15 protein-coding genes, 1 tRNA gene, 1 other RNA gene and 1 pseudogene are annotated in these 22,923 nt (G+C 71.1%); 4 read left to right on the top strand and 14 right to left on the bottom strand.

All coding sequences use genetic code 11. The features are described 5' to 3' along the window. From HQM25_RS04760 to HQM25_RS04725, 8 genes are all read right to left on the bottom strand, one after another. Entirely contained in the window at window positions 1–2,277 is a 2,277-nt protein-coding gene (locus HQM25_RS04760; RefSeq protein ID WP_172989203.1) for a DNA polymerase III subunit gamma and tau, read from the bottom strand. A gap of 85 nt (window positions 2,278–2,362) precedes the next feature. Further along, window positions 2,363–4,879 (bottom strand): glycoside hydrolase family 65 protein, encoded by a 2,517-nt coding sequence (locus HQM25_RS04755; protein ID WP_172989202.1) that lies wholly within the window; start codon window positions 4,877–4,879, stop codon window positions 2,363–2,365. Next, window positions 4,876–5,631: an HAD family hydrolase gene (locus HQM25_RS04750; RefSeq protein ID WP_172989201.1), complete on the bottom strand. Its 756-nt coding sequence runs from the start codon at window positions 5,629–5,631 to the stop codon at window positions 4,876–4,878. Before HQM25_RS04750 ends, HQM25_RS04755 begins: the two co-directional genes overlap by 4 nt. Before the next feature lie 147 nt (window positions 5,632–5,778). After that, entirely contained in the window at window positions 5,779–7,041 is a 1,263-nt protein-coding gene (locus tag HQM25_RS04745; RefSeq protein ID WP_172989200.1) for an acetate/propionate family kinase, read from the bottom strand. After that, on the bottom strand, window positions 7,038–9,173 hold the full coding sequence (pta, locus tag HQM25_RS04740) for a phosphate acetyltransferase (protein WP_172989199.1): 2,136 nt from the start codon (window positions 9,171–9,173) through the stop codon (window positions 7,038–7,040). The genes HQM25_RS04745 and pta overlap by 4 nt, the downstream gene beginning before the upstream one ends. A gap of 110 nt (window positions 9,174–9,283) precedes the next feature. Next, window positions 9,284–9,380, bottom strand: an RNA gene (ffs, locus tag HQM25_RS04735) — signal recognition particle sRNA small type. 33 nt (window positions 9,381–9,413) lie between these two features. Further along, window positions 9,414–11,069, bottom strand: coding sequence for a DUF5671 domain-containing protein (locus HQM25_RS04730; RefSeq protein WP_172989198.1), 1,656 nt, complete (start codon window positions 11,067–11,069; stop codon window positions 9,414–9,416). Further along, window positions 11,069–11,527, bottom strand: coding sequence for a hypothetical protein (locus HQM25_RS04725; RefSeq protein ID WP_172989197.1), 459 nt, complete (start codon window positions 11,525–11,527; stop codon window positions 11,069–11,071). The genes HQM25_RS04730 and HQM25_RS04725 overlap by 1 nt, the downstream gene beginning before the upstream one ends. Window positions 11,528–11,675: 148 nt before the next feature. Between HQM25_RS04725 and HQM25_RS04720 the strand changes: the two genes are divergently transcribed. The 3 genes from HQM25_RS04720 to HQM25_RS04710 are packed head-to-tail and all read left to right on the top strand — an operon-like array spanning window position 11,676 to window position 16,348. After that, window positions 11,676–12,704, top strand: coding sequence for an AAA family ATPase (locus tag HQM25_RS04720; RefSeq protein ID WP_172989196.1), 1,029 nt, complete (start codon window positions 11,676–11,678; stop codon window positions 12,702–12,704). A 13-nt stretch (window positions 12,705–12,717) separates the two neighbouring features. Further along, a complete protein-coding gene (locus HQM25_RS04715; protein ID WP_172989195.1) occupies window positions 12,718–13,965 on the top strand; it encodes a DUF58 domain-containing protein in 1,248 nt (415 codons plus the stop codon). Further along, window positions 13,952–16,348, top strand: coding sequence for a transglutaminaseTgpA domain-containing protein (locus HQM25_RS04710; RefSeq protein ID WP_172989194.1), 2,397 nt, complete (start codon window positions 13,952–13,954; stop codon window positions 16,346–16,348). The genes HQM25_RS04715 and HQM25_RS04710 overlap by 14 nt, the downstream gene beginning before the upstream one ends. 149 nt (window positions 16,349–16,497) lie before the next feature. Here the strand turns inward: HQM25_RS04710 and HQM25_RS04705 are convergent, their stop codons facing one another. Beyond that, window positions 16,498–17,991, bottom strand: coding sequence for a dicarboxylate/amino acid:cation symporter (locus tag HQM25_RS04705; RefSeq protein WP_172989193.1), 1,494 nt, complete (start codon window positions 17,989–17,991; stop codon window positions 16,498–16,500). A 229-nt stretch (window positions 17,992–18,220) separates the two neighbouring features. On the opposite strand from HQM25_RS04705, the gene HQM25_RS04700 reads away from it, so the two are divergent. Further along, window positions 18,221–18,308 (top strand) — tRNA-Ser (locus HQM25_RS04700). A gap of 117 nt (window positions 18,309–18,425) precedes the next feature. On the opposite strand, the pseudogene HQM25_RS04695 reads toward HQM25_RS04700, so the two are convergent. The 5 genes and pseudogenes from HQM25_RS04695 to HQM25_RS04675 all read right to left on the bottom strand — a co-directional run bounded on the left by HQM25_RS04695 (window position 18,426) and on the right by HQM25_RS04675 (window position 22,888). Then, window positions 18,426–19,582: pseudogene (locus HQM25_RS04695) on the bottom strand (IS481 family transposase). A gap of 297 nt (window positions 19,583–19,879) precedes the next feature. Then, window positions 19,880–20,098, bottom strand: a complete 219-nt coding sequence (locus HQM25_RS04690; protein WP_172989192.1) for a dodecin — start codon at window positions 20,096–20,098, stop codon at window positions 19,880–19,882. A 218-nt stretch (window positions 20,099–20,316) separates the two neighbouring features. Next, window positions 20,317–21,144 (bottom strand): alpha/beta fold hydrolase, encoded by an 828-nt coding sequence (locus HQM25_RS04685; RefSeq protein ID WP_172989191.1) that lies wholly within the window; start codon window positions 21,142–21,144, stop codon window positions 20,317–20,319. A 49-nt stretch (window positions 21,145–21,193) separates the two neighbouring features. After that, on the bottom strand, window positions 21,194–22,039 hold the full coding sequence (locus HQM25_RS04680) for an alpha/beta hydrolase (RefSeq protein WP_172989190.1): 846 nt from the start codon (window positions 22,037–22,039) through the stop codon (window positions 21,194–21,196). 24 nt (window positions 22,040–22,063) lie between these two features. Further along, window positions 22,064–22,888 carry an alpha/beta fold hydrolase gene (locus tag HQM25_RS04675; RefSeq protein ID WP_172989189.1) on the bottom strand — a complete coding sequence of 275 codons (825 nt, stop codon included), beginning with the start codon at window positions 22,886–22,888 and terminating at the stop codon, window positions 22,064–22,066. Window positions 22,889–22,923: the final 35 nt, after the last annotated feature.

Genomic DNA, 22,923 nt, shown 5'->3' with positions numbered 1-22,923 from the left:
CTAGTTGAACCTCGTGGGTGCCTGGTAGGGCTCTTCGCGAACGAAAGTGGCTCCGAGCACCTGTCGGATGACGGCTTCGCCGTAGCGCTGCACGCCGTCGGACCGCGTGGTCACCCGCGGCGTCGGCGGCGCGACCATCGGCGGCACCGGGGCGTCGGAGGGCTCGGCCGGCGGCAGGTCGGTTTCGTCGTCGTCCCGCTCGGCGGGCGCCTCGACCTCGCGCGGCGGGAGCACGTCTCCGTCGTGCGGGGGCGCGAGGGTCGCGACGGCGCCGCGTGTCTGCCCGGCGGCGTCGTCGGGCTCGTCGTCGACCGCGAACTGCCCGACCACACCCGCCACCTCGTCCTCGAACGGGTCCGACGCGGGGATGGGGGCCACCGCCCAGTCGGTCACGGGCGCGGCCGCCGCCGCGGAGGCGCGGGGCGGTGGTGGTGCGTCGGCGGGGGCGCGGCGCGGATCAGGACGCTGCTCCGCGCGTGCAGCGGCGCTGCCCGCCCGGTCGGCCGGAGGCGCGGGCGGCGACGCGGGGGGCGCGGCACGAACGGTCGGTTCCTGCTCCGCGCGGGAAGACCCGCCCTCGCGCGATGCGGTCGGTGCGGGGCCGGGCGCCTCGTCGGGGACGGCTTCGCCATCGGGATCGTGGCGGGCGAGATACTTCACGCGGATGCCGATCACGGCCAGGATCGCGGTGCGGAGATCTTCGCTCGGCCCCTTCCCCGCCGCGAGGTGCTTGAACTTCGCCACGTCGCCCGGCGAGGCGAACAGCAGCGTGAGCACATCGCCGCTGAGGTCTGCGACCCGCGCGTTGGACACGAGCATCCACGACGAGCGGCTCACATCGGCGAGCCGGGCCATCACCTCGGGCCACGCATCGCGCATGCGCTGCGTGGTGACGGGGCCGGCAGGAGCGGGCGCGGGAGCAGGATCGGGCTCGGCGGCGGGCGCCTGCGGCCCGGCGGGAGGCGCCTGCGGCCCGACGGACGCTGGGGCATCCGCTCGGTCGGCGATCGGGGTGTGCGCGACCGGCGCCGGGCGGGCCGGAGCCTGCGCGGGTGGCACGGGAGCCGCCTGCGCCGCCGGAGCCTGCGCCGCCGGAGCCTGCGCCGCCGGAGCCTGGGCCGCCGGAGCCTGCGCCGCCACGGGGGCGACCTGCGCGATCGGAGCCGCCTGCGCGAGCACGCGGGCGACCATCAGCTCGAGCTGAAGCCGGGGCGAGGTCGCACCGGTCATCTCGTCGAGCGTGCCGATCACCAGATCTGCCGTGCGCGAGAGGCGGGCCGTGCCGAACACGTCGGCCTGACGCTGCATCTGCGCGAGGTCTTCAGCGGACACCCCGCGCAGCACCGCCGCGGCGTCCTGCCCGGTGGCCGCGACCACGATGAGGTCGCGGAGGCGCTCGAGCAGGTCGTCGACGAAGCGGCGGGGGTCCTGGCCCGTCTGCACGACGCGGTCGACGGCCGCGAAGGCGCCCGCCGCATCGGCGGCGCCGAACGCGTCGATCACCTCGTCGAGCAGCTCGGCGTGGGTGTAGCCCAGCAGGGCGACGGCGCGCTCGTACCCGACGACGATCTCCCCCGAAGCCGTGCGCTCGGAGCCGGCGATGAGCTGGTCGAGCAGCGACAGGGTGTCGCGCGGCGATCCGCCGCCGGCGCGCACGACCAGCGGCAGCACGCCCGCTTCGACCGTGACCTTCTCCTGCTCGCAGAGCTCCTGCACGTAGTCGAGCATCGCCGCGGGGGGCACGAGCCGGAACGGATAGTGGTGGGTGCGCGAGCGGATGGTGCCGATGACCTTCTCGGGCTCGGTCGTCGCGAAGATGAACTTCACGTGCGCGGGGGGCTCTTCGACCAGCTTGAGCAGGGCGTTGAATCCCTGCGGGGTGACCATGTGCGCCTCGTCGAGGATGAAGATCTTGAAGCGGTCGCGCGCCGGGGCGAACACGGCCCGCTCCCGCAGGTCGCGCGCATCGTCGACGCCGTTGTGGGAGGCGGCGTCGATCTCGACGACGTCGAGGGAGCCTCCCCCGCCGCGGCCGAGCTCGACGCAGCTGTCGCACGTGCCGCACGGCGTGTCGGTGGGACCCTGGGCGCAGTTCAGGCAGCGCGCGAGGATGCGCGCCGACGTCGTCTTTCCGCAGCCGCGCGGACCCGAGAACAGGTAGGCGTGCCCGACGCGGTCACCGCGCAGCGCCGTCATGAGCGGCTCGGTGACCTGCGACTGCCCGATCATCTCCGCGAACGACTCGGGCCGATAGCGGCGATACAGGGCTGTGGTCACGCATCCACCCTACGGCGTGCGTCCGACACTTCGGCATGCGCAGCGCAACGCAGCGCGGCCGCCCGGCCTCGCCCCGAGTCCGGCGTCAGGCGTCCACCCCGCTCTCGAGATCGGCGCCCACGCCGAGCACCGGGATCGAGGTCGTGACGGCCGGCACCGACGCCGACAGCATGCTGCCGTCCTCGCGGCGCACGTCGGCGAACTGGCGCAGCGACGGGCGTCCGGGCAGGAGCGGCCCCTGGCCGTCCAGAGGCACGACGACCTGCTCGCCGTCGCCGATCACGTATCCCGTGCCCCGCACGCTGAACGAGACCGGAGTGGCGCCGCCCGCGGCATCCACCGTCATCGAGCCCGCCGTCAGGGAGATCCCCAGCCGCATGCCGTGCCAGTGGAGCACGTAGCGCAGCTCCGGCCAGTCGACGGGCAGTCTCGGGTCGAACGACAGTTCGCCGAAGTGGTCGCGCATGCCGCCGAAGCCGGAGACGAGCGCGGTCCAGATCCCGCCCGCCGAGGCCACGTGCACGCCATCGGCGGCATTGTGGTGCAGGTCGGCGAGGTCGACGAAGATCGACTGGCGGAAGTACTCGAGCGACAGGTCCTGGTAGCCGACCTCCGCCGCGAGGATCGACTGGACCACGGCCGACAGCGTCGAATCGCCGGTGGTCAGCGGGTCGTAGTACTCGAAGTCGGCGAGCTTGTCCTCCGCCGAGAAGTGGTTGCCCTGCAGGAACAGCGCGAGCACGACATCGGCCTGCTTGAGCACCTGGTAGCGGTAGATCACCAGCGGGTGGAAGTGCAGCAGCAGCGGCCGCTTGTCGGACGGGGTGTTCTCGAGGTCCCAGATCTCGCGCTCGAGGAAGACGTGATCCTGAGGGTGGATGCCGAGGGCGGGGCTGAACGGGATGTGCATCGCCTCGGCGGCGCGCTCCCAGGCCTCCGGCTCGTCGGGGTCGAGGTCGAGGCGCTCGACCATGCGGCGGTAGACCTCGCCGTCGCGCTCGGCCATCTCACGCACCGTGCGCGCCGCGAAGCGCAGGTTGAACCGCGCCATGACGTTGGTGAAGAGGTTGTCGTTGACCACCGTCGTGTACTCGTCGGGCCCGGTCACCCCGTGGATGTGGAAGCTCTCCCCACCCGCCTCGGCGTTGCGCCAGAACCCGAGCGTGGTCCACAGGCGCGCCGTCTCGACCGCGATGTCGACGCCCTCGTGATGGAGCAGCTCGTCGTCGCCGGTCGCGCGCACGTACTTGGCGAGCGCGAAGCTCACGTCGGCGTTGATGTGGTACTGCGCGGTGCCGGCGGCGTAGTACGCCGAGGCCTCCTCGCCGTTGATCGTGCGCCAGGGGAACAGGGCGCCAGCCTCGTTGAGCTGGAAGGCGCGGCGGCGGGCCGCGGGCAGCATGAGGTAGCGCATGCGCAGCGCGTTGCGGGCCCACTGCGGGGTCGTGTACGCGAGGAACGGGAGCACATAGATCTCGGTGTCCCAGAAGTAGTGCCCGGAGTAGCCCGACCCGCTCACGCCCTTGGCCGGCACGCCGAGCCCGTCGGCGCGCGCCGCGGCCTGGGCGAGCTGGAACAGGCACCACCGGGTGGCCTGCTGCAGGTCGTCCTGCCCGATGATCTGCACGTCGGAGCGCTCCCAGAACTCGGCGAGCCACTCGGACTGCTTGTCGTACTGCGCCTGCACCCCCTGGCTCATCGCCCGGTCGACCGTGCGGCGGCAGCGATCGACGAGCTCTCGCGCGGGCACGCCGCGCGAGGCGTGGTAGCTGACCAGCTTGGTGATGGTGATCGGCACGCCCGCCTTCGCGTTGACGCGGAAGACGTTCTTGGCGATGTCCTGCTCGATGAGGTTGCGCGCCGTGTGCTCGTTCTCGGTGTCGATGATGTGGTCGGCGACCACGGCCATCGTCATGCCCGACTCGGTCGCCCGGTACGACAGCGCCGAGCGGAGCCGGTCCTGCCAGTACTCCTGCGGCTGCAGCACCCGCTCGTGCAGGCGCTCGGACTTGCGCGGATCGAATCCGGCCTTGCGGGGCGCGTTGGGCACGCCGCCGTAGACGTCTTCGCCGTCCTGGCGGTTCACGAGCTGGCAGCTGACGGTGACGGGGGCGTCGGCGTTGAGCACCGTCACCTCGATGCGCATGAGCGCGAGGTGCTTCTCCTCGAACGACACCATGCGGTCGAAGTCGATGCGCACCTCCTTGCCCGACGGGGTCACCCAGAGCAGGTGGCGGCGCAGCACGCCCTCGCGCATGTCGAGCTCGCGCCGGTACTCCCGGATGTCGGCGATGTCGAAGGAGAGGGGCTCGTCATCGACGTAGACGCGCATGACCTTCGCGTCGGGCGCATTGATGATCGTCTGCCCGACCTCGGCGAAGCCGTACGCCTGCTCGGCGTGGCGGATCGGGAAGGTCTCGTGGAAGCCGTTGAGGAACGTGCCGTGCTCGTGGCCGTACCGACCCTCGGGATGGTTGCCCCGAAGCCCCAGCCACCCGTTGCCGACCGAGAAGAGTGTCTCCGTGACGCCCACGTCGTCGAGCGAGATCTGGTTCTCGATCAGCTTCCAGGGGTCGATCGGAAAGCGGTCGCGATCCATCATGCGGAGGTCTCCTCGGTGGTGCCGGAGGGGTCGGAGGGGCGCACGAGCACGCCCAGGTCATCGACGACGAGGTGCGCGCCGGCCGCCACGAGGTCTTCCGACCCCACGCCCCGGTCGACGCCGATCACGAGCGCGAAGCCGCCGGCGACGGCGGACTGCACACCGCTGAGCGCGTCTTCCACGGCGGCGCTGCGCGCCGGGTCGACGCCCATCATGCGGGCCGCCTCGACGAACACGTCGGGTGCGGGCTTGGATGCCAGATGGTCTCGCTCGGCGATCACGCCGTCCATCACCACCGGGAACAGGTCGCGGATCCCCGCCACCCGCAGCACCTCTTCGGCGTTCTTGGAGCTGGAGACCACGGCGACGGGGGTTCCCGCGGCCACGAGCTGCTCGACCAGCGCGAGGGATCCCGGGTAGGGGGCGATGCCGTCGGCGCGCAGCGCCGCCTCGAAGAAGTCGTTCTTGCGGTTGCCGATGCCGCAGACGGTGTCGGCCGTGGGCGGGTCGTCGGGGCTCCCCCACGCGATCTCGATGTCGCGGCTGCGCAGCAGGCTCGCGACCCCGTCGTACCGCTTCTTGCCGTCGAGGTAGTCGAAGTAGTCCCGTTCGGCGTAGGGCGGCGAGACCTCCCACGCGTCGAACAGCTCCTGGAACATCGTCTGCCACGCGTGCATGTGCACCTCGGCGGTCGGGGTGAGCACCCCGTCGAGGTCGAACAGCACGGCGTCGAATGTGGTCAGATCGGGCATCGCGTCAGGGGACACGGAACCTCCGGCGAGGTGCGGGACGGGCGGATGCGGCTCCTCTTCGTGCCGTGGTGCCAGCGTAGTGGCGCGCACCCCCGCGCGGTACAGCGACCCGTGGCGACGCGCCCACCTCGACGCTCACCCCGACGCTCATCCCTGCGCGACGGCGAGGGTCTGGCGGGCGATCTCGAGCTCCTCGTCGGTGGGCACGACCAGCACGGTGACGCGCGACGCGTCGGTGGAGATGACGTGGATGCCGCGCCCGTCGCCCCCGCCGTCGCGGCCCGCGCGCCGATTGCGCTCGGGGTCGATCTCGACGCCGGCGAAGCCGAGCGTGTCGAGGGTGTGGGCACGCACGAAGGGGGCGTTCTCGCCGACCCCGGCGGTGAAGACGATCACGTCGGCGCCGCCGAGCTGCGCGAGGTAGGCGCCGGCGTAGTGGCGGAGCCGGTGCACGTAGACCTCGTACGCCAGCACGGCGCTCGCGTCGCCCTGCTCGATGGCGGTGCGGATGTCGCGCAGGTCGTTGGAGCCTGCGAGACCCAGCAGCCCGCTGCGCTTGTTGAGGAGGTCGTCGAGGTCGTCGATCGACATGCCCTCCCGACGGGCGAGGTGGAACAGCACGGCGGGGTCGAGGTCGCCCGAGCGCGTGCCCATCACGAGGCCCTCGAGCGGAGTGAAGCCCATCGAGGTCTCGACGGAGCGGCCGCCGTCGATCGCGGTGACCGACGCGCCGTTGCCGAGGTGGAACACGATCTGCTTGAGCTCGGACAGCGGCCGGCCGAGGTGGGCGGCGGCGGTCTCGCTCACGAACTTGTGCGAGGTGCCGTGGAAGCCGTATCGGCGGATCCGATGGGTGGATGCCACCTTCGCGTCGATCGCGTAGGTGTAGGCCTCGGGGGCGAGGGTCTGGTGGAAGGCGGTGTCGAAGACCGCCACGTGCGGCACGGCGGGGAATGCGGCGCGGGCGGCGACGATCCCGGCGAGGTTCGCCGGGTTGTGCAGCGGCGCGAGCACCGACAGCTCGTCGATGTTGATCTCGACGAGGGGGGTGATGAGGGTGGGTTCGAAGAACCGCGCACCGCCGTGCACCACCCGGTGCCCGACCGCCGCCGGCGGGTGGACGTCCAGCGCCGGCCCGTGCTCGGCGAACGCCTCGAGCATCACGCGGAACCCCGCGGTGTGGTCGGGGATCGGCAGCGTGCGCGTGTACGTCGCTTCGAGCATCGCCGCCGAGCCCTCACCGGGCTGCCCCGGTTCCGCGTGCACCGTGTGCTTGGCCCTCCCCTCATCGTCGCCGATGCGCTCCACCAGCCCCGAGGCGAGCGTGCGCTCTGCGTCCATGTCGATCAGCTGGTACTTGAACGACGACGAGCCGCTGTTGACGACGAGGATGCTGGTGGGATCGGTCATGGGGAAGCCTCATTCTGCGCCTGGATGGCCGTGATCGCGATGGTGTTGACGATGTCTTCGACCAGCGCACCGCGCGAGAGGTCGTTGATCGGCTTGTTGAGTCCTTGCAGCACCGGCCCGATCGCCACCGCGCCGGCGGAGCGCTGCACCGCCTTGTACGTGTTGTTGCCCGTGTTGAGGTCGGGGAAGATGAACACCGTCGCCCGACCCGCCACGTCGGAGCCGGGCATCTTCGCGGCGGCGACGGCCACGTCGGTGGCCGCGTCATACTGGATCGGGCCCTCCACCAGCAGTTGCGGCGCGCGCTCCCGCACGAGTCCGGTCGCCTCGCGCACCTTCTCGACATCGGCGCCCGACCCCGACTCCCCCGTCGAGTAGGACAGCATGGCCACGCGCGGGTCGATGCCGAACTGCGTCGCCGTCGCCGCCGAGGAGATGGCGATGTCGGCCAGCTGCGGAGCACTGGGGTCGGGGATCACGGCGCAGTCGCCGTAGACGAGCACGCGGTCGGCGAGGGCCATGAGGAACACGCTGGAGACGACCGAGACGCCGGGCTTGGTCTTGATGATCTCGAACGCCGGCCGGATCGTGTGGGCGGTGGTGTGCGCGGCGCCCGACACCATGCCGTCGGCCAGGCCCAGGTGCACCATCAGCGTGCCGAAGTACGACACGTCGGTGACGGTGTCGGCGGCCTTCCCGAACGTGACGCCCTTGTGGGCGCGGAGCCGCGCATACTCGTCGGCGAACCGGTGCACGTGGGGGGCGTCGAAGGGCGAGAGCACCTGCGCGTCCTGGATGTCGATGCCGAGTTCGATCGCGCGCGCCCGCACCTCGAACGGCTCGCCGAGGATCGTGAGGTCCGCGATGCCGCGCTTGAGCACCGTCGCCGCCGCGCGCAGCACCCGGTCGTCGCCGCCCTCGGGGAGCACGATGCGCTTGCGATCCGATCGGGCGCGCTCGATGAGCTGGTATTCGAACATGAGCGGCGTGACGACGGTGGCGCGGGCGACGCCGACCAGCCGCAGCAGCTCGTCGGTGTCGACGTTCTGCTCGAACATCGTCAGAGCCGTGTCGTAGCGGCGCTTCGAGTCGGCGGCCAGTCGCCCGCGCGTGTTCATGATGCGCACGGCCGTCTCGTAGGTGCCGAACTCGGTCGCGACGATCGGCAGCTTCGACCCCAGGCCCTCGAGCAGCCGCGTGATCGGCTCGGGCAGCTCGAAGCCGCCGTTGAGCACGATGCCCGCCAGCGAGGGGAACGTGCCCGAGGAGTTGGCCAGCAGCGTCGCCAGCAGCACCTCCGAGCGGTCACCGGGGATCACGACCACCGCACCCTCGAACAGGCGCGGGAGCACGTTGACCATCGACATCCCCGCCACCACGACGCCGAGAGCCTCGCGCGTGAGGAGGTCGGGGTCTCCGGAGAGAAGCTCGCCGTCGACCGAGCGCATGACGCCGCGCATCGAGGGGGCGACGAGGAACCGGTCCTCGGGGATCGCCCAGACCGGCACGTTCCCGCGCGCGCCGCGCGCCTCGGCGACGACGCGCGAGATCTCGCCGACGGTCGCCTCGATCGCGTCGCCGTCGGCGCGGTTCGCGATGACGGCGAACAGCTCGGCGCGGCCGTGGGCGAGTTCGGTGAGGGCGAGGTCGGCGATCTGACCCATCTGCGCGGGGGTGCGCGCGACGGTGGAGCCCAACTGCTCGGGCTGGCCCTGCGAGGCCCGCCCGCCGAGCACCAGCAGCACCGGGGTGCCGAGGTTGGCGGCGATGCGGGCGTTGTAGCCGAGTTCGGCGGGGCTGCCGACGTCGGTGTAGTCGCTGCCGAGCACCACGACCGCGTCGCACTGCGCCTCGACGGCCTTGAAGCGCTCGACGATGGTGGCCAGCGCCGCCTCGGGGTCGTGCCGCACGTCGTCGTAGCTGACGCCGATGCACTCGTCGTAGGCGAGATCGACGTTGTCGTGGTCGAGCAGCATCTCCAGCACGTAGTCGCGTTCCACGGTCGACCGGGAGATGGCCCGGAACACCCCTACGCGCGGGGTCGCGAGGCTGAGCGCGTTGAGCACGCCCAGCGCGACCGTGGACTTCCCGGAGTGACCTTCTGCCGAGGTGATGAAGATGCTCTGCGCCACGGCACCACACTATTGAAGAGGGCGACGCCCCGGCCAGAGGCCCGGTGAAGAGGGCGACGCCCCGGCCAGAGGCCCGGCGGCGGCGGCGCAGCGCTGCGCTCCCGCCGGAAAAGTAAGACTCTCCGCGAACCCGGCAGAGCCCGGTTACCCTTGCTACGTTTCCGTCCTGGGGGAGTTGGCCTGGATGCCGCCTCGCGGAGAGCTGTCCCCAGTCTAACCCGCTCCCCCGGCAGCGCCGAATCAGCCGCTGAGAGGCACGATGCGCGGGGCGGCCCCGCTCTCGGCGATCACCAGCGCCCGCACGGTCGCGACGGACCGGAGCCGTTCGACGAGTGCATCCACGTCGGCCTCGCCCACCTGCCCCTGGCCGGCGGCCGCCTGCCACACCGTGACCTTCGCTCCGAGGGCCGCGCGCAGACGAGCCGCCGCGTCGGCGGCATCCCCCTCGCTCACCAGGATCACCTGCGCGACCACGGACGCGGGGGCTGCCCCTGCGGGCGCGGCGGCGCGGACGAGTGCGCGATCGCGCCGCCACACGGCGAAGTGGTACGCGAAGACGGCGGCGGTGGCGCTCAGCAGACCCAGCGGCGCGCGCACGCGTTCGACGAGTCCGCGCGCTCCGGACGCGCCGAGGAAGAAGTCGAAGACGCGGAAGCCGATCAGCAGCAGCGTCACGATCGCGACGACCGCGCTCACCCCGAAGATCACCACGAGGTACACCCGGCGCCCGGTGTCGGCCGCCTCGACGACGGTCGCGCTGCGCTCGGGATGCCACGCCAGCCACCACACCGGGAAGCCGACGACCAGGGCGCTGAGCCCACCCAGCAGGAGGCTCCGCGGGTCGCCGGCGACGAGGGTCGCGGGGATCGTCGCGAGCAGCGCGTTCACCACCACCCCGAAGCCGCTCGCCGCGCCCACCAGCGCGACGGCAGCCAGCACCAGTCGCGCGGCCCGGGACACGGGCTCCGGCCGCGTGGCGACGACGGCGTGGTGGGAGGCCCACACGAGGCCCGCGACCAGCGCCGTGGCCACGGCGGTGTCCAGCGGCGCGAGCACCTCCGCGCGAGGGGCCGGATCGGCCACCAGCCGCAGGAGGACCCACAGGATCGTGCCGGCGGCGAACAGCGTCGCCGCCGCCGCGGCCCCGGTGATCACGACGAGGATCACCGAGGCGAACGGGCCGCGCGCGACGCGGCCGCCGTCGACGTGCCAGTGCCACCACCAGGCGAGGATGCCCAGCCCCGCCCACACCAGCGCCTGGAGCAGGCCCACGATCGGCGCGGCATCCTCGACCAGCAGCGCACCCCGGTCGACCAGAGCCGCCGAGACGATCGTCGAGATCGCCCCGACAGCGCCGAGGGCGCCCAGCACCACCCCGTAGGCGCCGCCCAGCAGGGTGGGCAGGGTGCTCAGCCGGGTCGGCGCGATCGCCGGCGTGCGGCGCATCCACGTGTGCCAGACCCAGACGCCGGACCAGACCAGGCCGTACGCGACGGAGGCGGGCGCCCATCGCCCGTCGATGCCGGCCGCCGCGGCGTCGGCCAGCTCGACGGTGGCCCCGATGAGGGCGGTGAGCGTCATGGCCGTGAGGTAGAGCGCCCACACCAGCGACGCCCGCTCGCCGGGGTCGAGGGCCAGCCGACGACGCTGCCACCACCACAGCAGGCCGGCCAGGGGCACGCCGACGAGCGCGAAGGCGAGCGAGCGCGCCAGATCGGTGTCGGAGGTCGCCAGCACGCGGGCGAGACCGAGCGCGCGGGCGAGCAGCCCGCCCACCCCCACCGCGGCGATCACGATGAGCGCGAACAGGATCGCGAAGACGAGGATGCGCCGCAGCGCCGTCTGGCCGCGTGACGCCGTCGACGCCGGCGGCGCCGCAGGTGGGGTGTCCGCCATCAGAACGGCCCGGTCCCCGCGCAGACGGTGAGCTCCCACGGGGTGGTGGCGATCAGCCAGCCGTCTCCCGAGCGGTCGAGGTCGAACACGCCGTCGGACTCGAACTCGCTCGTGCCCAGCGGGCCGGAGCCGAAGCCGCTCGTGATGCGCACCGACACGCGCGCCGAGTCGTCCCGCTCCACCGTGTCGATGAGCGTCACCCGCACCGCCCCGTCGATCGGCTCGACACGGTCGCACGGATCGGCGGCGTCCTCGACGAGATACGATCGCGCGCCGTCGATGTCGCCGTCGATCACCGCCTGGGCGTATCTCTGCACGACGCCCTCCGGCGTCGCGGGGTCGCGCTGCGCCGGGTCGCCCCCGGCGAAGACCGCGACGATCGCGACCACGACGACGGCCACGATGGCGACCAGAATGCCGATGATCAACGCGCGCGACCTCTTCGTCTGCTCGCTCATGGGCCCATGATGCCGCACTCCCGCGGAATCCCGGCGGAATCCCAGGCCCGCGTCCGCCGCGCCGTTGGTAGTGTCGAACGCGTGGGCGACGGCGCCCGCACCGCTGGACGAAGGCTCCCCGCCCCCGACGGCAGCCTGAGGAGGTCGCATGACGGACACCGCGATGACCGATGCCGTGCCGGGCGCGCCCGACACCGATGCCGCGCCGCTGAGCGGGGAGGATTTCACCCGGCTCACCGACGGGATCCTGGCCTCGGTCTCCCGCGTGATCGATGGCAAGCCGGGCGCGGTCCGCTCGGCGCTGGTGTGCCTCCTCGCCGAGGGGCATCTGCTGATCGAAGACGTCCCTGGCGTCGGGAAGACGATGCTCGCGCGAGCGCTCGCGGCCTCCGTGGATGCCACGGTGCGTCGCATCCAATTCACCCCCGACCTGCTCCCGGGCGATGTCACCGGCGTCTCGGTGTTCAACCCGGTCGAGCGGGAGTTCGAGTTCAAGCGCGGCGCGATCTTCGCCAACATCGTCATCGCCGACGAGATCAACCGCTCCTCCCCCAAGACCCAGTCGGCGCTGCTGGAGGCGATGGAGGAGCAGCAGGTCACCGTCGACGGACGCACCCATGAGCTGCCGGCGCCGTTCCTCGTGGTCGCGACGCAGAACCCGCTCGAGATGGAGGGCACGTACGCCCTCCCCGAGGCCCAGCGCGACCGTTTCATGATGCGACTGTCGATGGGATACCCGGATGCCGCGGCCGAGGCGCTCATGCTGCGCCAGCGCGAGACCTCCAACCCGCTCGACCAGATCACCCCCGTCGTCTCCGGCGCGCAGGTGACGGCGCTGATCGCGTGGGCGCGCGCCGTGCACGTCGCCCCGGCGATCGAGGAGTACGCGGTCGCTCTCGCGCACGCGACCCGCACGCATGCCGACCTGCGTTTGGGGGCGAGCCCGCGGGCGACGCTCCAGCTCATCCGGGCGGCGAAGGTGTGGGCGGCTCTCGACGGACGCGGGTACGTGATCCCGGACGACATCACCGCGCTGCTGTCCCCGGTGTTCGCGCACCGGCTGATCCCGACGCGCACCGCAGGCGGCGCACGCGCGCGCAGCGGTGCGGATGCGGTCGCCGGCATCCTGCAGCGGATCGCCGGCGGCGTGCGGGTGCCGATCGCCTCGCGTCCCTGAGCCGGAGCCCGATATGCGACGCCTGTGGCCGTTCACCCCCCGGGGCACCGGTGCGCTCGTGCTGGCCGTCGGCTGCTTCATCGGCGCCGGCGAGCTCGGCCTGGTCGAGCTGGTCTACTTCGGCATCCTGCTGCTGGCCGTGGTCGCCACGAGCTTCGCGACCCTCTACTTCGCCCAGCGCACCGAGAGCGTCGAGCGATCGCTCTCCCCCGACACCGTCAGCGTCGGCCGCGAATCCCGCGTGATCGTGCAGGTCGGCGCGCGCAGCGCGCTGCCGACCGCCTCGGGCACGTGGCGCGACGCGCTCCCGCACGGGCTGGACGGGGTCGCCCGCGGCGTCTTCCCGGCGCTCGGCTCCGGGTTCCGGGGTGCCGATCGCACGGTCGAACTCGAATACACCGTGACGGGGCAGCGCCGCGGCATCCACTCGGTCGGTCCGCTCTCGGTCTCGACGATCGATCCGTTCGGACTGGTCAAGCGCACGACCGTCTTCCCGCAGCGCACGCGGGTGACCGTCGCCCCCGCGGTGGTCGAGCTGTCGCCGGTGTCCGACCTCGCCGGGGAGACCGGCGGCATGCTGCACGTGACCAACGAGCAACTCGGCCAGGGCAGCGACAACCTCACCCCGCGCGCCTACGTGCCCGGAGACTCGATGCGGCGCATCCACTGGCGGGCGACCGCGCACCGCGACGAGCTGATGGTGCGCCAGGAGGAGCAGGAGTCGACTCCCGAGGCGACGGTCGTGCTCGACCGGGGCGCCCTGCGCTGGTCTCCCGAGGCGCTGCACGCCCCGGGCGTCGACCCGGGTTTCGAGGCCGGCGTGGCGGCGTGCGTGTCGGTGGTGGCCCGCCTCGTGCGCGACGGCTACTCGGTCGAGGTGGCCGACAGCGACGGCACCCTCATGGCCGATCCGATCGAGGGCAGCGACATCGCCGAGGTCGAGGCGTTCGTCACCGCGTGCGCGACCGTGACGACCCGCCGCGACGACACGCTCGCGCGGCTGCCGCACGTGTTCGCGGGCACCATCACCGGTCCCGTCGTCGTGATCCTCGGCCGCTTCGACGCCGCCGACGCCGATCTGCTCGCTCCGCTCGCCCATCACACGACCTTTCCGCTGCTGCTGGCGGTCTCCCCCACCAGCGATGCGCTCGAGCGCGCCGCGGCGCACGGATGGCGCGCGGGGAGGCTGGATCCGGATGCCGACCTCGCGATCGTGTGGGCCGACACGGTGGATCGGGGGGTGAGCCATGTCGTCCGCTGACACCGGCACGATCCGCGTGCGCGCCGGCGACGCCGCGCCCGGGCCCGGCCGCCTCGCGCGCGGCGCCGGCGCCCGCTCCGGCCGTCCGGCACGCGGGGCACGCCGGAGCGGTCAGCTGATGCTCGCGATCGGCGTGTTCGCGGCGATGGCCTCCACGCTTCTTCCCCTCGTGCGTGTCATCGAGCCGGGGGTGTGGCTGCTGGGCGCGGTCGTGCTGGTGGCGGCGATCCTCGTGACCGGCTACATCGCGCGCTCCTTCCGCCTTCCCGCCGTGGCGGTGTCGCTGCTGGAGACCGCGGTCTGGGTCGTCTTCGTCACGATCGTCTTCCTGCGCGAGACCGCGCTGCTCGGCATCCTCCCGACTCCCGACACCGTGCGCGCGGTGCCGGGGATGATCGAGAGCGCGATGAACGACATCGTCACCGGCGTCGCGCCGCTGGAGGCGGGAGCCGATCTCGGGCTGATGATCGTGGGGGCCGTCGGCATCCTGACGATCATCATCGACCACGTCGTGATCACCGCGCGCATGCCGATGCTCGCCGCCGTCGCCCTGGTGGCCGTGTCGCTGATCCCGGCGATCGCGGTGCCGCTGGAGCCCGACGTGCCCGCGTTCGTGCTGCTGGCGGCATCCATCCTCTTCCTCGTGCGCGCCGAGACGGCCTCCCGCGAGACGGACGCCGAGACGGAGGTCGAGCGCGACGAGCCCGCTCCGCGCCCGTCGGGCGTGGCCGCCACCGCGCTCGGCATCGGCGCCGTCGGCGTCGTCGTCGCCCTCGCGCTCACGCCCGCGCTGCCGCAGCCGGTGATCCGCGCGGGGTCCAGCGAGTTCGGCACCGGCATCGGCCTGGATGCCACGCTGCAGCTCGGCAGCGACCTGCGGCGTCCGCGCGAGGTGGAGATCATGCTCGTGCGATCCAGCGCCCCGGTGCCCCAGTACCTGCGCGCGGCGACACTGTCGGCCTTCGACGGCGAGATCTGGCGCCCCGACGAGCCGCGCACGGTGCAGCTGGACGGCCTCGCCGACATCGCCCGCGTCGGCGTCGACGACGACATCCCCTTCGTCGACTACACGACGTCGGTGCAGATCACGAACCTCGTCTCCGAGTACCTGCCGGTCACCTACCCGGCGGTCGGCGTGGAGGGACTGGACGGACAGTGGGCGGCCGCGCCCTACAACCGCACGGTGCTCTCACAGGGGGGCGGCACGCAAGGGCAGACGTACGAGGTCATGACCCAGGTGCCGCGACCGTCGCTGGAGCAGATCCGCCAGAGCGATGCCGCGCTGTCGGACCCGCTCAACGACAGCACCCAGCTGCCGGGCGACCTGCCTCCGGTGATCGCCGAGCTCGCCGCCACGGTGACGGCCGAGGCCACGACCGACTACGACCGGGCGATCGCCCTGCAGCGCTGGTTCCGGTCGAACCAGTTCGAGTACTCGCTCGAAGCGCCCGTCGACGATGGCTTCGACGGCAGCGGCGCCGAGGCGATCGCCCAGTTCCTCGACGTGCGGGAGGGGTACTGCATCCACTTCGCGGCGGCCTTCGCCCTGATGGCGCGCACCCTCGAGATGCCCAGCCGCATCGTCGTCGGGTACCTGCCGGGTGTCGCCACGGCGACCACCGTCGATGCGCAGACCGTCTACTCCGTGTCGACGTCGCGCTCGCACGCGTGGCCCGAGGTGTACTTCGACGGCATCGGCTGGATCGGCTTCGAGCCGACCAACAGCCTCGGCACCCCCACGGCCTTCAGCTCCGCCCAGACGGGGCCGGGAGGACAGCAGGACCCCAACTCCCCGACCGCCGGGCCGACCACCGGGCCGACCTCCACCGCCACGCTCTCCCCCGAGCAGCTCGAGGAGCAGCAGGCCCAGGGGCTGGGCTCGGGCACCGACGAGACGACCACCGCGTGGCCGGCGATCGGCGCCGCCCTCGCCGTGCTGCTGGTGCTGTCGCTGCCCGCATTGCTGCGAGAACTGCGCCGCCGCCGTCAGCTCGAGCAGACGCGGCAGGGCGATGTGATGGCCGCGTGGACCCTGGTGCAGGACGCCGCCGTCGACCTCGGGATCCCCGTGCCCGCCAGCGACAGCCCGCGCGCCTTCGGATCACGACTCGTCGGAGAGTACGGCGCCCCCGCCGAGGCCGTCTCCCTGCTGGTCGAGTCGGTCGAGCGCGCGAGCTACGCCCCGTGGGGGTCGCAGTTCTGGCAGGGCGACGCGGTCGCGAAGGCCGCCGAGCAGGTCGCCGCGGCCGTGATGGCCGGCGAGAGCCGCGCACGCCGGCTGCTCGCGCTCACCGTGCCGCGGTCGCTGATCATCCGGCCGGGCAGCGTGTACGCCGCCACCGCCCACGCCGGCGAGCACCCGGTGCACGTGTCGCGCCCCTGAGCGCGGCGCCGGCCGCGGCGCGCACGGCACCCCGCCGGCCGGCGCGCCGGCCGGAACCGCGAGAGTGCATCCAGGGGACGAGTTCGCGACGGTGGATCCGCCGCTCGTCCCCCAGATGCACTCTCAGCGGGAGGGATGGCCCTGCGAGATCAGTCGCGCGAGCCGGTGGATGCCAGCGCCGGCGCGTCCTCCGCCACCGCGGCCTCGTCGGCGGGAGCAGCCTCGTCGGCGGGAGCAGCGTCGACGACCGCGTCGCTGTCGTCGCTGTCATCGCTGTCGTCGCTGTCATCGGCGAAGGGCACGTCGCCGCGCTCGGCGTTGTACAGCGTCTCGTCGAGGATGCCCTCGCGCTTGGCGACGATCGTCGGCACGAGCGCCTGACCTGCGACGTTGACCGCGGTGCGGCCCATGTCGAGGATCGGGTCGATCGCCAGGAGCAGGCCGACGCCCGCGAGCGGCAGGCCCAGGGTCGACAGCGTGAGCGTGAGCATGACGGTCGCACCGGTGGTTCCCGCGGTGGCGGCGGAGCCGACGACCGAGACGAGCGCGATGAGCAGGTACTGCCAGATGTCGAGGTCGATGCCGAAGAACTGGGCGACGAAGATCGCGGCGATCGCCGGGTAGATGGCGGCGCAGCCGTCCATCTTGGTGGTGGCGCCCAGCGGCACGGCGAACGACGCGTACTCGCGCGGCACGCCGAGGTTGCGCTCGGTGACGCGCTCGGTGAGGGGCAGCGTGCCGATCGACGAACGGCTCACGAACGCGAGCTGCACCGCCGGCCACACGCCCGTGAAGTACTGGCGGATCGACAGGCCGTGCGCGCGCACGAGGATCGGGTACACGACGAACAGCACGAGCGCGAGGCCGATGTAGACGGCGATCGCAAACCACGCGAGGGTGGTGAGCTTCTCCCAGCCGTACTTGACGACGGCGGCGCCGATGAGGCCGAGCGTGCCGATGGGCGCGATGCGGATGATCCACCACAGCACGCGCTGGATCACCTTCAGGGACGATTCGGTGAAGCTCACGAACGGCTCGGCGCGACGGCCGAGCTTGAGGGTCGCGATGCCCACCGCCACCGCGATGACGATGACCTGCAGCACGTTGAAGCCGACGGTGGATGCCGCGGCCCCGGTCTCCGGGTTGATCGAGGTCGACACCGTCAGGCCGAGGAAGTTCTGCGGCACGAGGCCGATGAGGAAGTTCCACCACGTGCCGACCGTGTACGGGTCGCCCGGGGTGAGGGCGGCCTGATCCACGCGCGCGCCAGGCTGGATCACGACGCCGAGCACGATGCCGATCGTCACCGCGATGAGGGCGGTGATGCCGAACCAGAGCAGCGTCTGGCCCGCGAGGCGCGCGGCGTTGGTGACCCGGCTCAGCTGCGCGATGCTCGCGACGATCGCGGTGAAGATGAGCGGGACGACCGCGACCTTCAGCAGGGTGACGTAGGAGCTGCCGATCGTGTCGAGCGTCGCGGCGAGGCCGTTGGGGGTGCCGTCTTCGTTGGCCCCAAGGCTGCGGGCGAAGAGGCCGAGAAGGACCCCGACGACGAGAGCCGCGGTGATCTGGAAGCCGAACGAGGTGTACCAGCGGCGCGGCTTCTTGGTGCCGGCACGCTGCGGGAGTGCGGTGGAGCTCATGGTTCTTTCTGGGGTCTCGGCGCGGGGCCGGGCGGAGCGTGATCACCGTGATGAGGCGACCCGGTCGAGGCTAAGCCGAATGGTGAACCCGACGCCTCGATGTGACGCGGAATGACAACCGCCGGGCTCCCGGGGTTCATTCCCGATTTCCGCGAATTGTTGCGCGAGCGTGCTCGGTTCGGGGACACGGCTCGGCTCAGGTAGACTGTCCCGCGGCCCATGTGGCCCTGGAGGATTCGCCTAGTGGCCTATGGCGCACGCTTGGAAAGCGTGTTGGGTGCAAGCCCTCAGGGGTTCGAATCCCCTATCCTCCGCCAGATGTCCTGAGTCGCGACATCGTTTACACGATGTTGCGACTCAGGGCTTTTTTGTTGGGTTCGTGGTGTTGACGGTGACGGCGTGCTGGTGAGTCGGGTCATCGTTGACGGGCGTTCTCATTGCTTTCGGGGCTGGTAGTTCCGGGTCGGGTCGATGGTGTGTTCGGCGATGATCTCGCCGGTGTTCATGTCGCTGACGGAGACTTCGCGGTCTTTGATGAGCATGAGCACGGGTGTGCCGGCGTGGGCTTTCCCGACGCCGAGGTGGCGGAGTGTGCCGGCGTATCGGACGGTGAGCTTTCCGTGCTGGTCGACTTTGTCGGTGCGGGTCCGCCACTCGGAGGTGGGCTTGCCGTTCGGGGTTGCTTTCGGGAGGGCCTGTAGGCCTGCTCCGGGGTGCGGCGGTTGAGAGAGCGGTGTGGGCGGGCGGTGTTGTACCAGGTGCGGAACTCGTCCAGCAGGGTCTGCAGATGCTCGATGGTGTCGGGTAGCGGGCGGGCGGCGAGCCAGCGTTTCAGGGTCTGGTGGAAGCGTTCGATCTTCCCCTGGGTCTGCGGGTGTCCGGGGCGGCCGTTCTTCTGGGTGATGTGGTGCGCGGCGATCAGTTTCTCGAACCCGCCGCGGGCGCCTTTGTGGCGGGCGAGGCGGGTGGTGAATACCAGTCCGTTATCGGTCAGTGTTGACGCGGGCGGGCCGTATCGGCTGATCAGGTCGGTCATCGCGGTGACGACCATCGGGCCGGTGAACGCGGCTGCGGCGTGGATGGTGAGGAGGTAGCGGGCATGGTCGTCGAGGAAGTCGAGGATCTCGACCCGGATACCGGTGGACAGGTGCCAGTGGGTGATGTCGGCCTGCCAGCACTCGTTGGGCAGATCTGCTTCGAACCGGATGTATGAGGAGCGGGGGCGTTTCTCGGGTGCGGGGGTGATGAGGCCCGCGGTGTGCAGGATGCGGCGGATCGTCGCGGTTGACGGCCCGTGGTGGCCCTCTTGTTCGAGGTGCCATGCGATCGTCGCCGGTCCCGCGTCCGCGCCCGATCTGACCAGCTCGTGTCGCAGCTCGATGACGCGGGTGACCACCGCGTCGGGTGTCGCGCCGGGGCGGGTCTTCGGCGCCCGCGACCGGGGTGTGACACCGTCGGGGCCGTCCGCGTCGTAGCGGCGGACGAGGACGTGCACCCATTGCCGGGTGACTCCGTATCGGGCGGCGGCTTCCGCGTGCGTCAGGCCCTGGTCGCGGACAGCACGGACGATGACAAGATTCTTCGGCTTCACCACCGCATCGTCCCGACGCCGGGGCGTCAACGATGACGCGACTCACCCGTCAACGATCACGACGTCGGTGGTGTCAACGATGTCCCGACTCACGTGTCAACGATCACGAGCCCGATCCACGCGAACAGGCGTCAACGATGTCCTGAAACCAGACACCCTATCCTCCGCCAGATTTCCCCCGTGTCCCCAAGGGATCCGTATCCGTGCAGTGCGCGTAGACGGGCGTCGCGGGCGAGCTTCGGCTGTGCGGCCGATGTGCAGTTCATCGCCCGGATCGTTGGCGCGGGCGACCCGGCCCTAACCGTCGGCGTCTTCGAGGCGGAAGCCGACTTTGAGCGTCACTTGGAAGTGATGGATGGCGCCGTCCTCGAGATGTCCCCGCGTCGACACCACCTCGAACCAATCGATGTGGCGAAGCGTCTGTGACGCTCGCTCTATCCCGTTGCGGATGGCTGCGTCCGTTCCGTCCGGCGAGGTCCCGACGATCTCTGTCACGCGATAGGTGTGGTTGGTCATCGTTGATCACTCCATCCGGTCGAGCCGCCTCACGCTGCCTCGAACCTACGCGACGGCGCACGAATGTTCTACGGGTGCGCGGGGCCCTCGACTTCTCGTGCAGACCTTGACCTTGGAGATGCGTCGACCGGTGCGCCGACGTGGTCCGCAACGTGTGCGCCGGGCACAGATCGCCGGCTCCGCGGGTTCGACCCGCGGAGCCGGCGATCTGTCGGCTGCTACTTGGCGGCCTGCTTGATCAGGGCGATCACCGAGAGGGGCTTGCTGATCATCGGCACGTGCGAGGTGTTCACCTCGACCGTGGTCGCGCCTGCGCGTTCTGCCATCGCGCGTTCGGCCTCTGGCGGGATGATGCGGTCCTGCTTGGCGACCATGTACCAGCTCGGAATGCTCTCCCACGCCGGCGGCCCCGAGGGCGTGACGAGCGAGGCGAAGGAACCGGGGCGCTGCGAGGCGGCCATCGTCTTCGCCAACGGCTTGGGGACGTCCTGAGCGAACAGCTCCGGGAACACTGCCGGGTCGATGTAGGCGTCGGCGTCGTTCTCGGATGCACCGGGGAACGGACGGATGACGAGGTGCTCGGTGACCTCGGAGTGTCCGCCGCCGAGCCCGTTCGCCGCAGCGACGGATTCGCCTTCGGCCAGGGCGTAGGCCGCGATGTAGACGAGCGACTTCACGTTGGGGTTGCCCGTGGCGGCGTTCGTGATGAGTGCACCGCCGTAGGAGTGTCCGACGAGCACGACGGGTCCTTCGATCGTGGTGAGGAAGTCGCGCAGGTAGTCGCTGTCGAACTGGATGCCGCGCAAGGGGTTGGAGAAGGCGATGACCGGGTAGCCGCCGGCTTGGAGGGCGGGGGCTACGAGGTTCCATCCGCTGGAGTCGGCGAACGCGCCGTGCACGAGGACGATCGTGGGCTTGGGCGTGCCGGACCCAGTGGTTGCGCTGGGACCTGCAGTGGCGGGGGTGGCGATTCCCGTGACCACGGCGAACGAAACGATAGCGGCGGCGGCGAGGCCCAGCAGGCCTCTGCCCTTTCGATTGATCATGATGTTTCCTTTCGGTGTGCGGTGGTGCAGGGTTCTGTGTGCGTTCGGATCACCCGGCGGCGGCGGACCGCGTTTGCCGCGCGTGACTGACAGCCCAATCGAGCGCGTAGTCGGCGACCTCCTCCCAGCCGTCCTGACTGACGATGCGGTGGGACCGGCCCGGGAACTCGATCCGCTCCACGATCGAAGGTCCGGCCGCGTATCGCTGGAGGAGGGCCTTCTGGATCGCCGGCGGTGCGACATGATCGATCCCCCCGGAGATCAACAGCAGCGGCGCCCGGTCGGGCTTGCGGAAGTCGATGCGTGTGATTCCGGACTTCGGCCTCGGCAGCGACAGCACGCCCTCGAAGAACACCCGGTTCACGGAGTTCACGGCGCTCTTGTCCCATTCGATGTCGGATGCTGCACGGGGGAGGTCGTTTCCGAAGGTGTAGTGAAAGTGGCTCTTGCTGATGGCGTTCGCCTTGCCCTTCCGAAACGGGTTCGAGAGGATCGGGAGCCCCGTGCGAAGCGTCGAGAACGGCAGGGAGAGGACACCGGCCGGCTGTCCGGGCTCGACACCCACCCCGGCGACGCCCAGACCGCGGTCGAGAAGCATCTGGGTGAAGATCCCGCCGAACGAGTGGCCCATGATGATCGGCGCTTCAGGCAGCGCCCGGATGATGCGGTCGTAGGAATCGACGATCTCGGTGATGGAGAGGTTCTCCAGCGCACTCGGATCACGGCGGACGTCGGCGGGAGTGCGGTCGTCGATTCCGGGCCACCCCGGCGCGAGTACTTCGTGACCTCGTGCACGGAAGCGCTCCGCCCACGTGTCCCAGCTCGAGGGCGTCATCCATAGGCCATGCACCAGGACGATCGGCGGAGGTGCGGTGTCGCGGCGGTCTTCGCTCATGGTCTGGGTCTCCGTTTCGTGTTGTCAGCGCTCGACGAACGCGAGGATGTCGGCATGGAGGCGTTCCCGGTCGGTGTCGGGGAGCCCGTGCGGGCGTCCCTCGTAGACGAGGAGTTCGGCATCGGCGATGCCCTCGGCGGAGAGCTTGCCGCTGAGCTCGAACGGGACGATCTGGTCGTCGTCGCCATGGATCACGAGGGTCGGGACATCGACCTTGGCGAGGTCTGGCCGGAAGTCGGTGGCGGAGAACGCGGCGATGCACTCGTAGGCGTTGCGGGTGCCGGATGCCAGACCCTGCAGCCAGAACGCGTCCCGGGTTCCCTGCGGCACGTCGCCGGCACGGTTGTTCCCGAAGAACGGACCGTCGGCGAGATCCCGGTACAGCTGCGATCGGTTGTGCGCTTCGCCCGCGCGGATCCCGTCGAACACGTCGATGGGAAGTGCGTGCGGATTGTCGTCTGTCCGGAGCATCAGCGGTGGAACCGCCGACACGAGGATGAGCTTCGCGACGCGCGCCGAGCCGTGGCGCGCGACGTAGTGGAGCACCTCGCCGCCGCCTGTCGAGTGGCCGACAAGGGTCACGCTCTCCAGGTCGAGGTGGTTGATGAGGCACGCGAGGTCGTCGGCATACGTGTCCATGTCGTTGCCGCTCCAGGTCTGGGTGGACTTGCCGTGCCCGCGCCGGTCGTGCGCGATCGCGCGGTGCCCGTGCTCGGCGAGGAACAGGGCCGCCGACTCCCAGGCGTCGGAGTTCAGAGGCCAGCCGTGGCTGAGCAGCACGGGAGCTCCGTCGCCTCCCCAGTCCTTGTAGAAGATCTCGGTTCCATCGTCTGTGGTCACGAACGGCATGGCGCCTCCTTCATCGGTTGGCGACATCGTCGCGG

Source organism: Microbacterium hominis (assembly GCF_013282805.1).
Classification (GTDB): domain Bacteria; phylum Actinomycetota; class Actinomycetes; order Actinomycetales; family Microbacteriaceae; genus Microbacterium; species Microbacterium hominis_B.
This window is presented reverse-complemented; position numbering and strand designations above follow the sequence as displayed.

What these genes read in the sequence shown, in the direction of transcription:
- HQM25_RS04755 (WP_172989202.1), bottom strand. Translation starts at nt 4,879, where the DNA reads ATGATGGATCGCGACCGCTTTCCGATCGACCCCTGGAAGCTGATCGAG.
- HQM25_RS04750 (WP_172989201.1), bottom strand. Translation starts at nt 5,631, where the DNA reads ATGCCCGATCTGACCACATTCGACGCCGTGCTGTTCGACCTCGACGGG.
- HQM25_RS04745 (WP_172989200.1), bottom strand. Translation starts at nt 7,041, where the DNA reads ATGACCGATCCCACCAGCATCCTCGTCGTCAACAGCGGCTCGTCGTCG.
- HQM25_RS04730 (WP_172989198.1), bottom strand. Translation starts at nt 11,069, where the DNA reads ATGGCGGACACCCCACCTGCGGCGCCGCCGGCGTCGACGGCGTCACGC.
- HQM25_RS04725 (WP_172989197.1), bottom strand. Translation starts at nt 11,527, where the DNA reads ATGAGCGAGCAGACGAAGAGGTCGCGCGCGTTGATCATCGGCATTCTG.
- HQM25_RS04720 (WP_172989196.1), top strand. Translation starts at nt 11,676, where the DNA reads ATGACGGACACCGCGATGACCGATGCCGTGCCGGGCGCGCCCGACACC.
- HQM25_RS04715 (WP_172989195.1), top strand. Translation starts at nt 12,718, where the DNA reads ATGCGACGCCTGTGGCCGTTCACCCCCCGGGGCACCGGTGCGCTCGTG.
- HQM25_RS04710 (WP_172989194.1), top strand. Translation starts at nt 13,952, where the DNA reads ATGTCGTCCGCTGACACCGGCACGATCCGCGTGCGCGCCGGCGACGCC.
- HQM25_RS04705 (WP_172989193.1), bottom strand. Translation starts at nt 17,991, where the DNA reads ATGAGCTCCACCGCACTCCCGCAGCGTGCCGGCACCAAGAAGCCGCGC.
- HQM25_RS04690 (WP_172989192.1), bottom strand. Translation starts at nt 20,098, where the DNA reads ATGACCAACCACACCTATCGCGTGACAGAGATCGTCGGGACCTCGCCG.
- HQM25_RS04685 (WP_172989191.1), bottom strand. Translation starts at nt 21,144, where the DNA reads ATGATCAATCGAAAGGGCAGAGGCCTGCTGGGCCTCGCCGCCGCCGCT.
- HQM25_RS04680 (WP_172989190.1), bottom strand. Translation starts at nt 22,039, where the DNA reads ATGAGCGAAGACCGCCGCGACACCGCACCTCCGCCGATCGTCCTGGTG.
- HQM25_RS04675 (WP_172989189.1), bottom strand. Translation starts at nt 22,888, where the DNA reads ATGCCGTTCGTGACCACAGACGATGGAACCGAGATCTTCTACAAGGAC.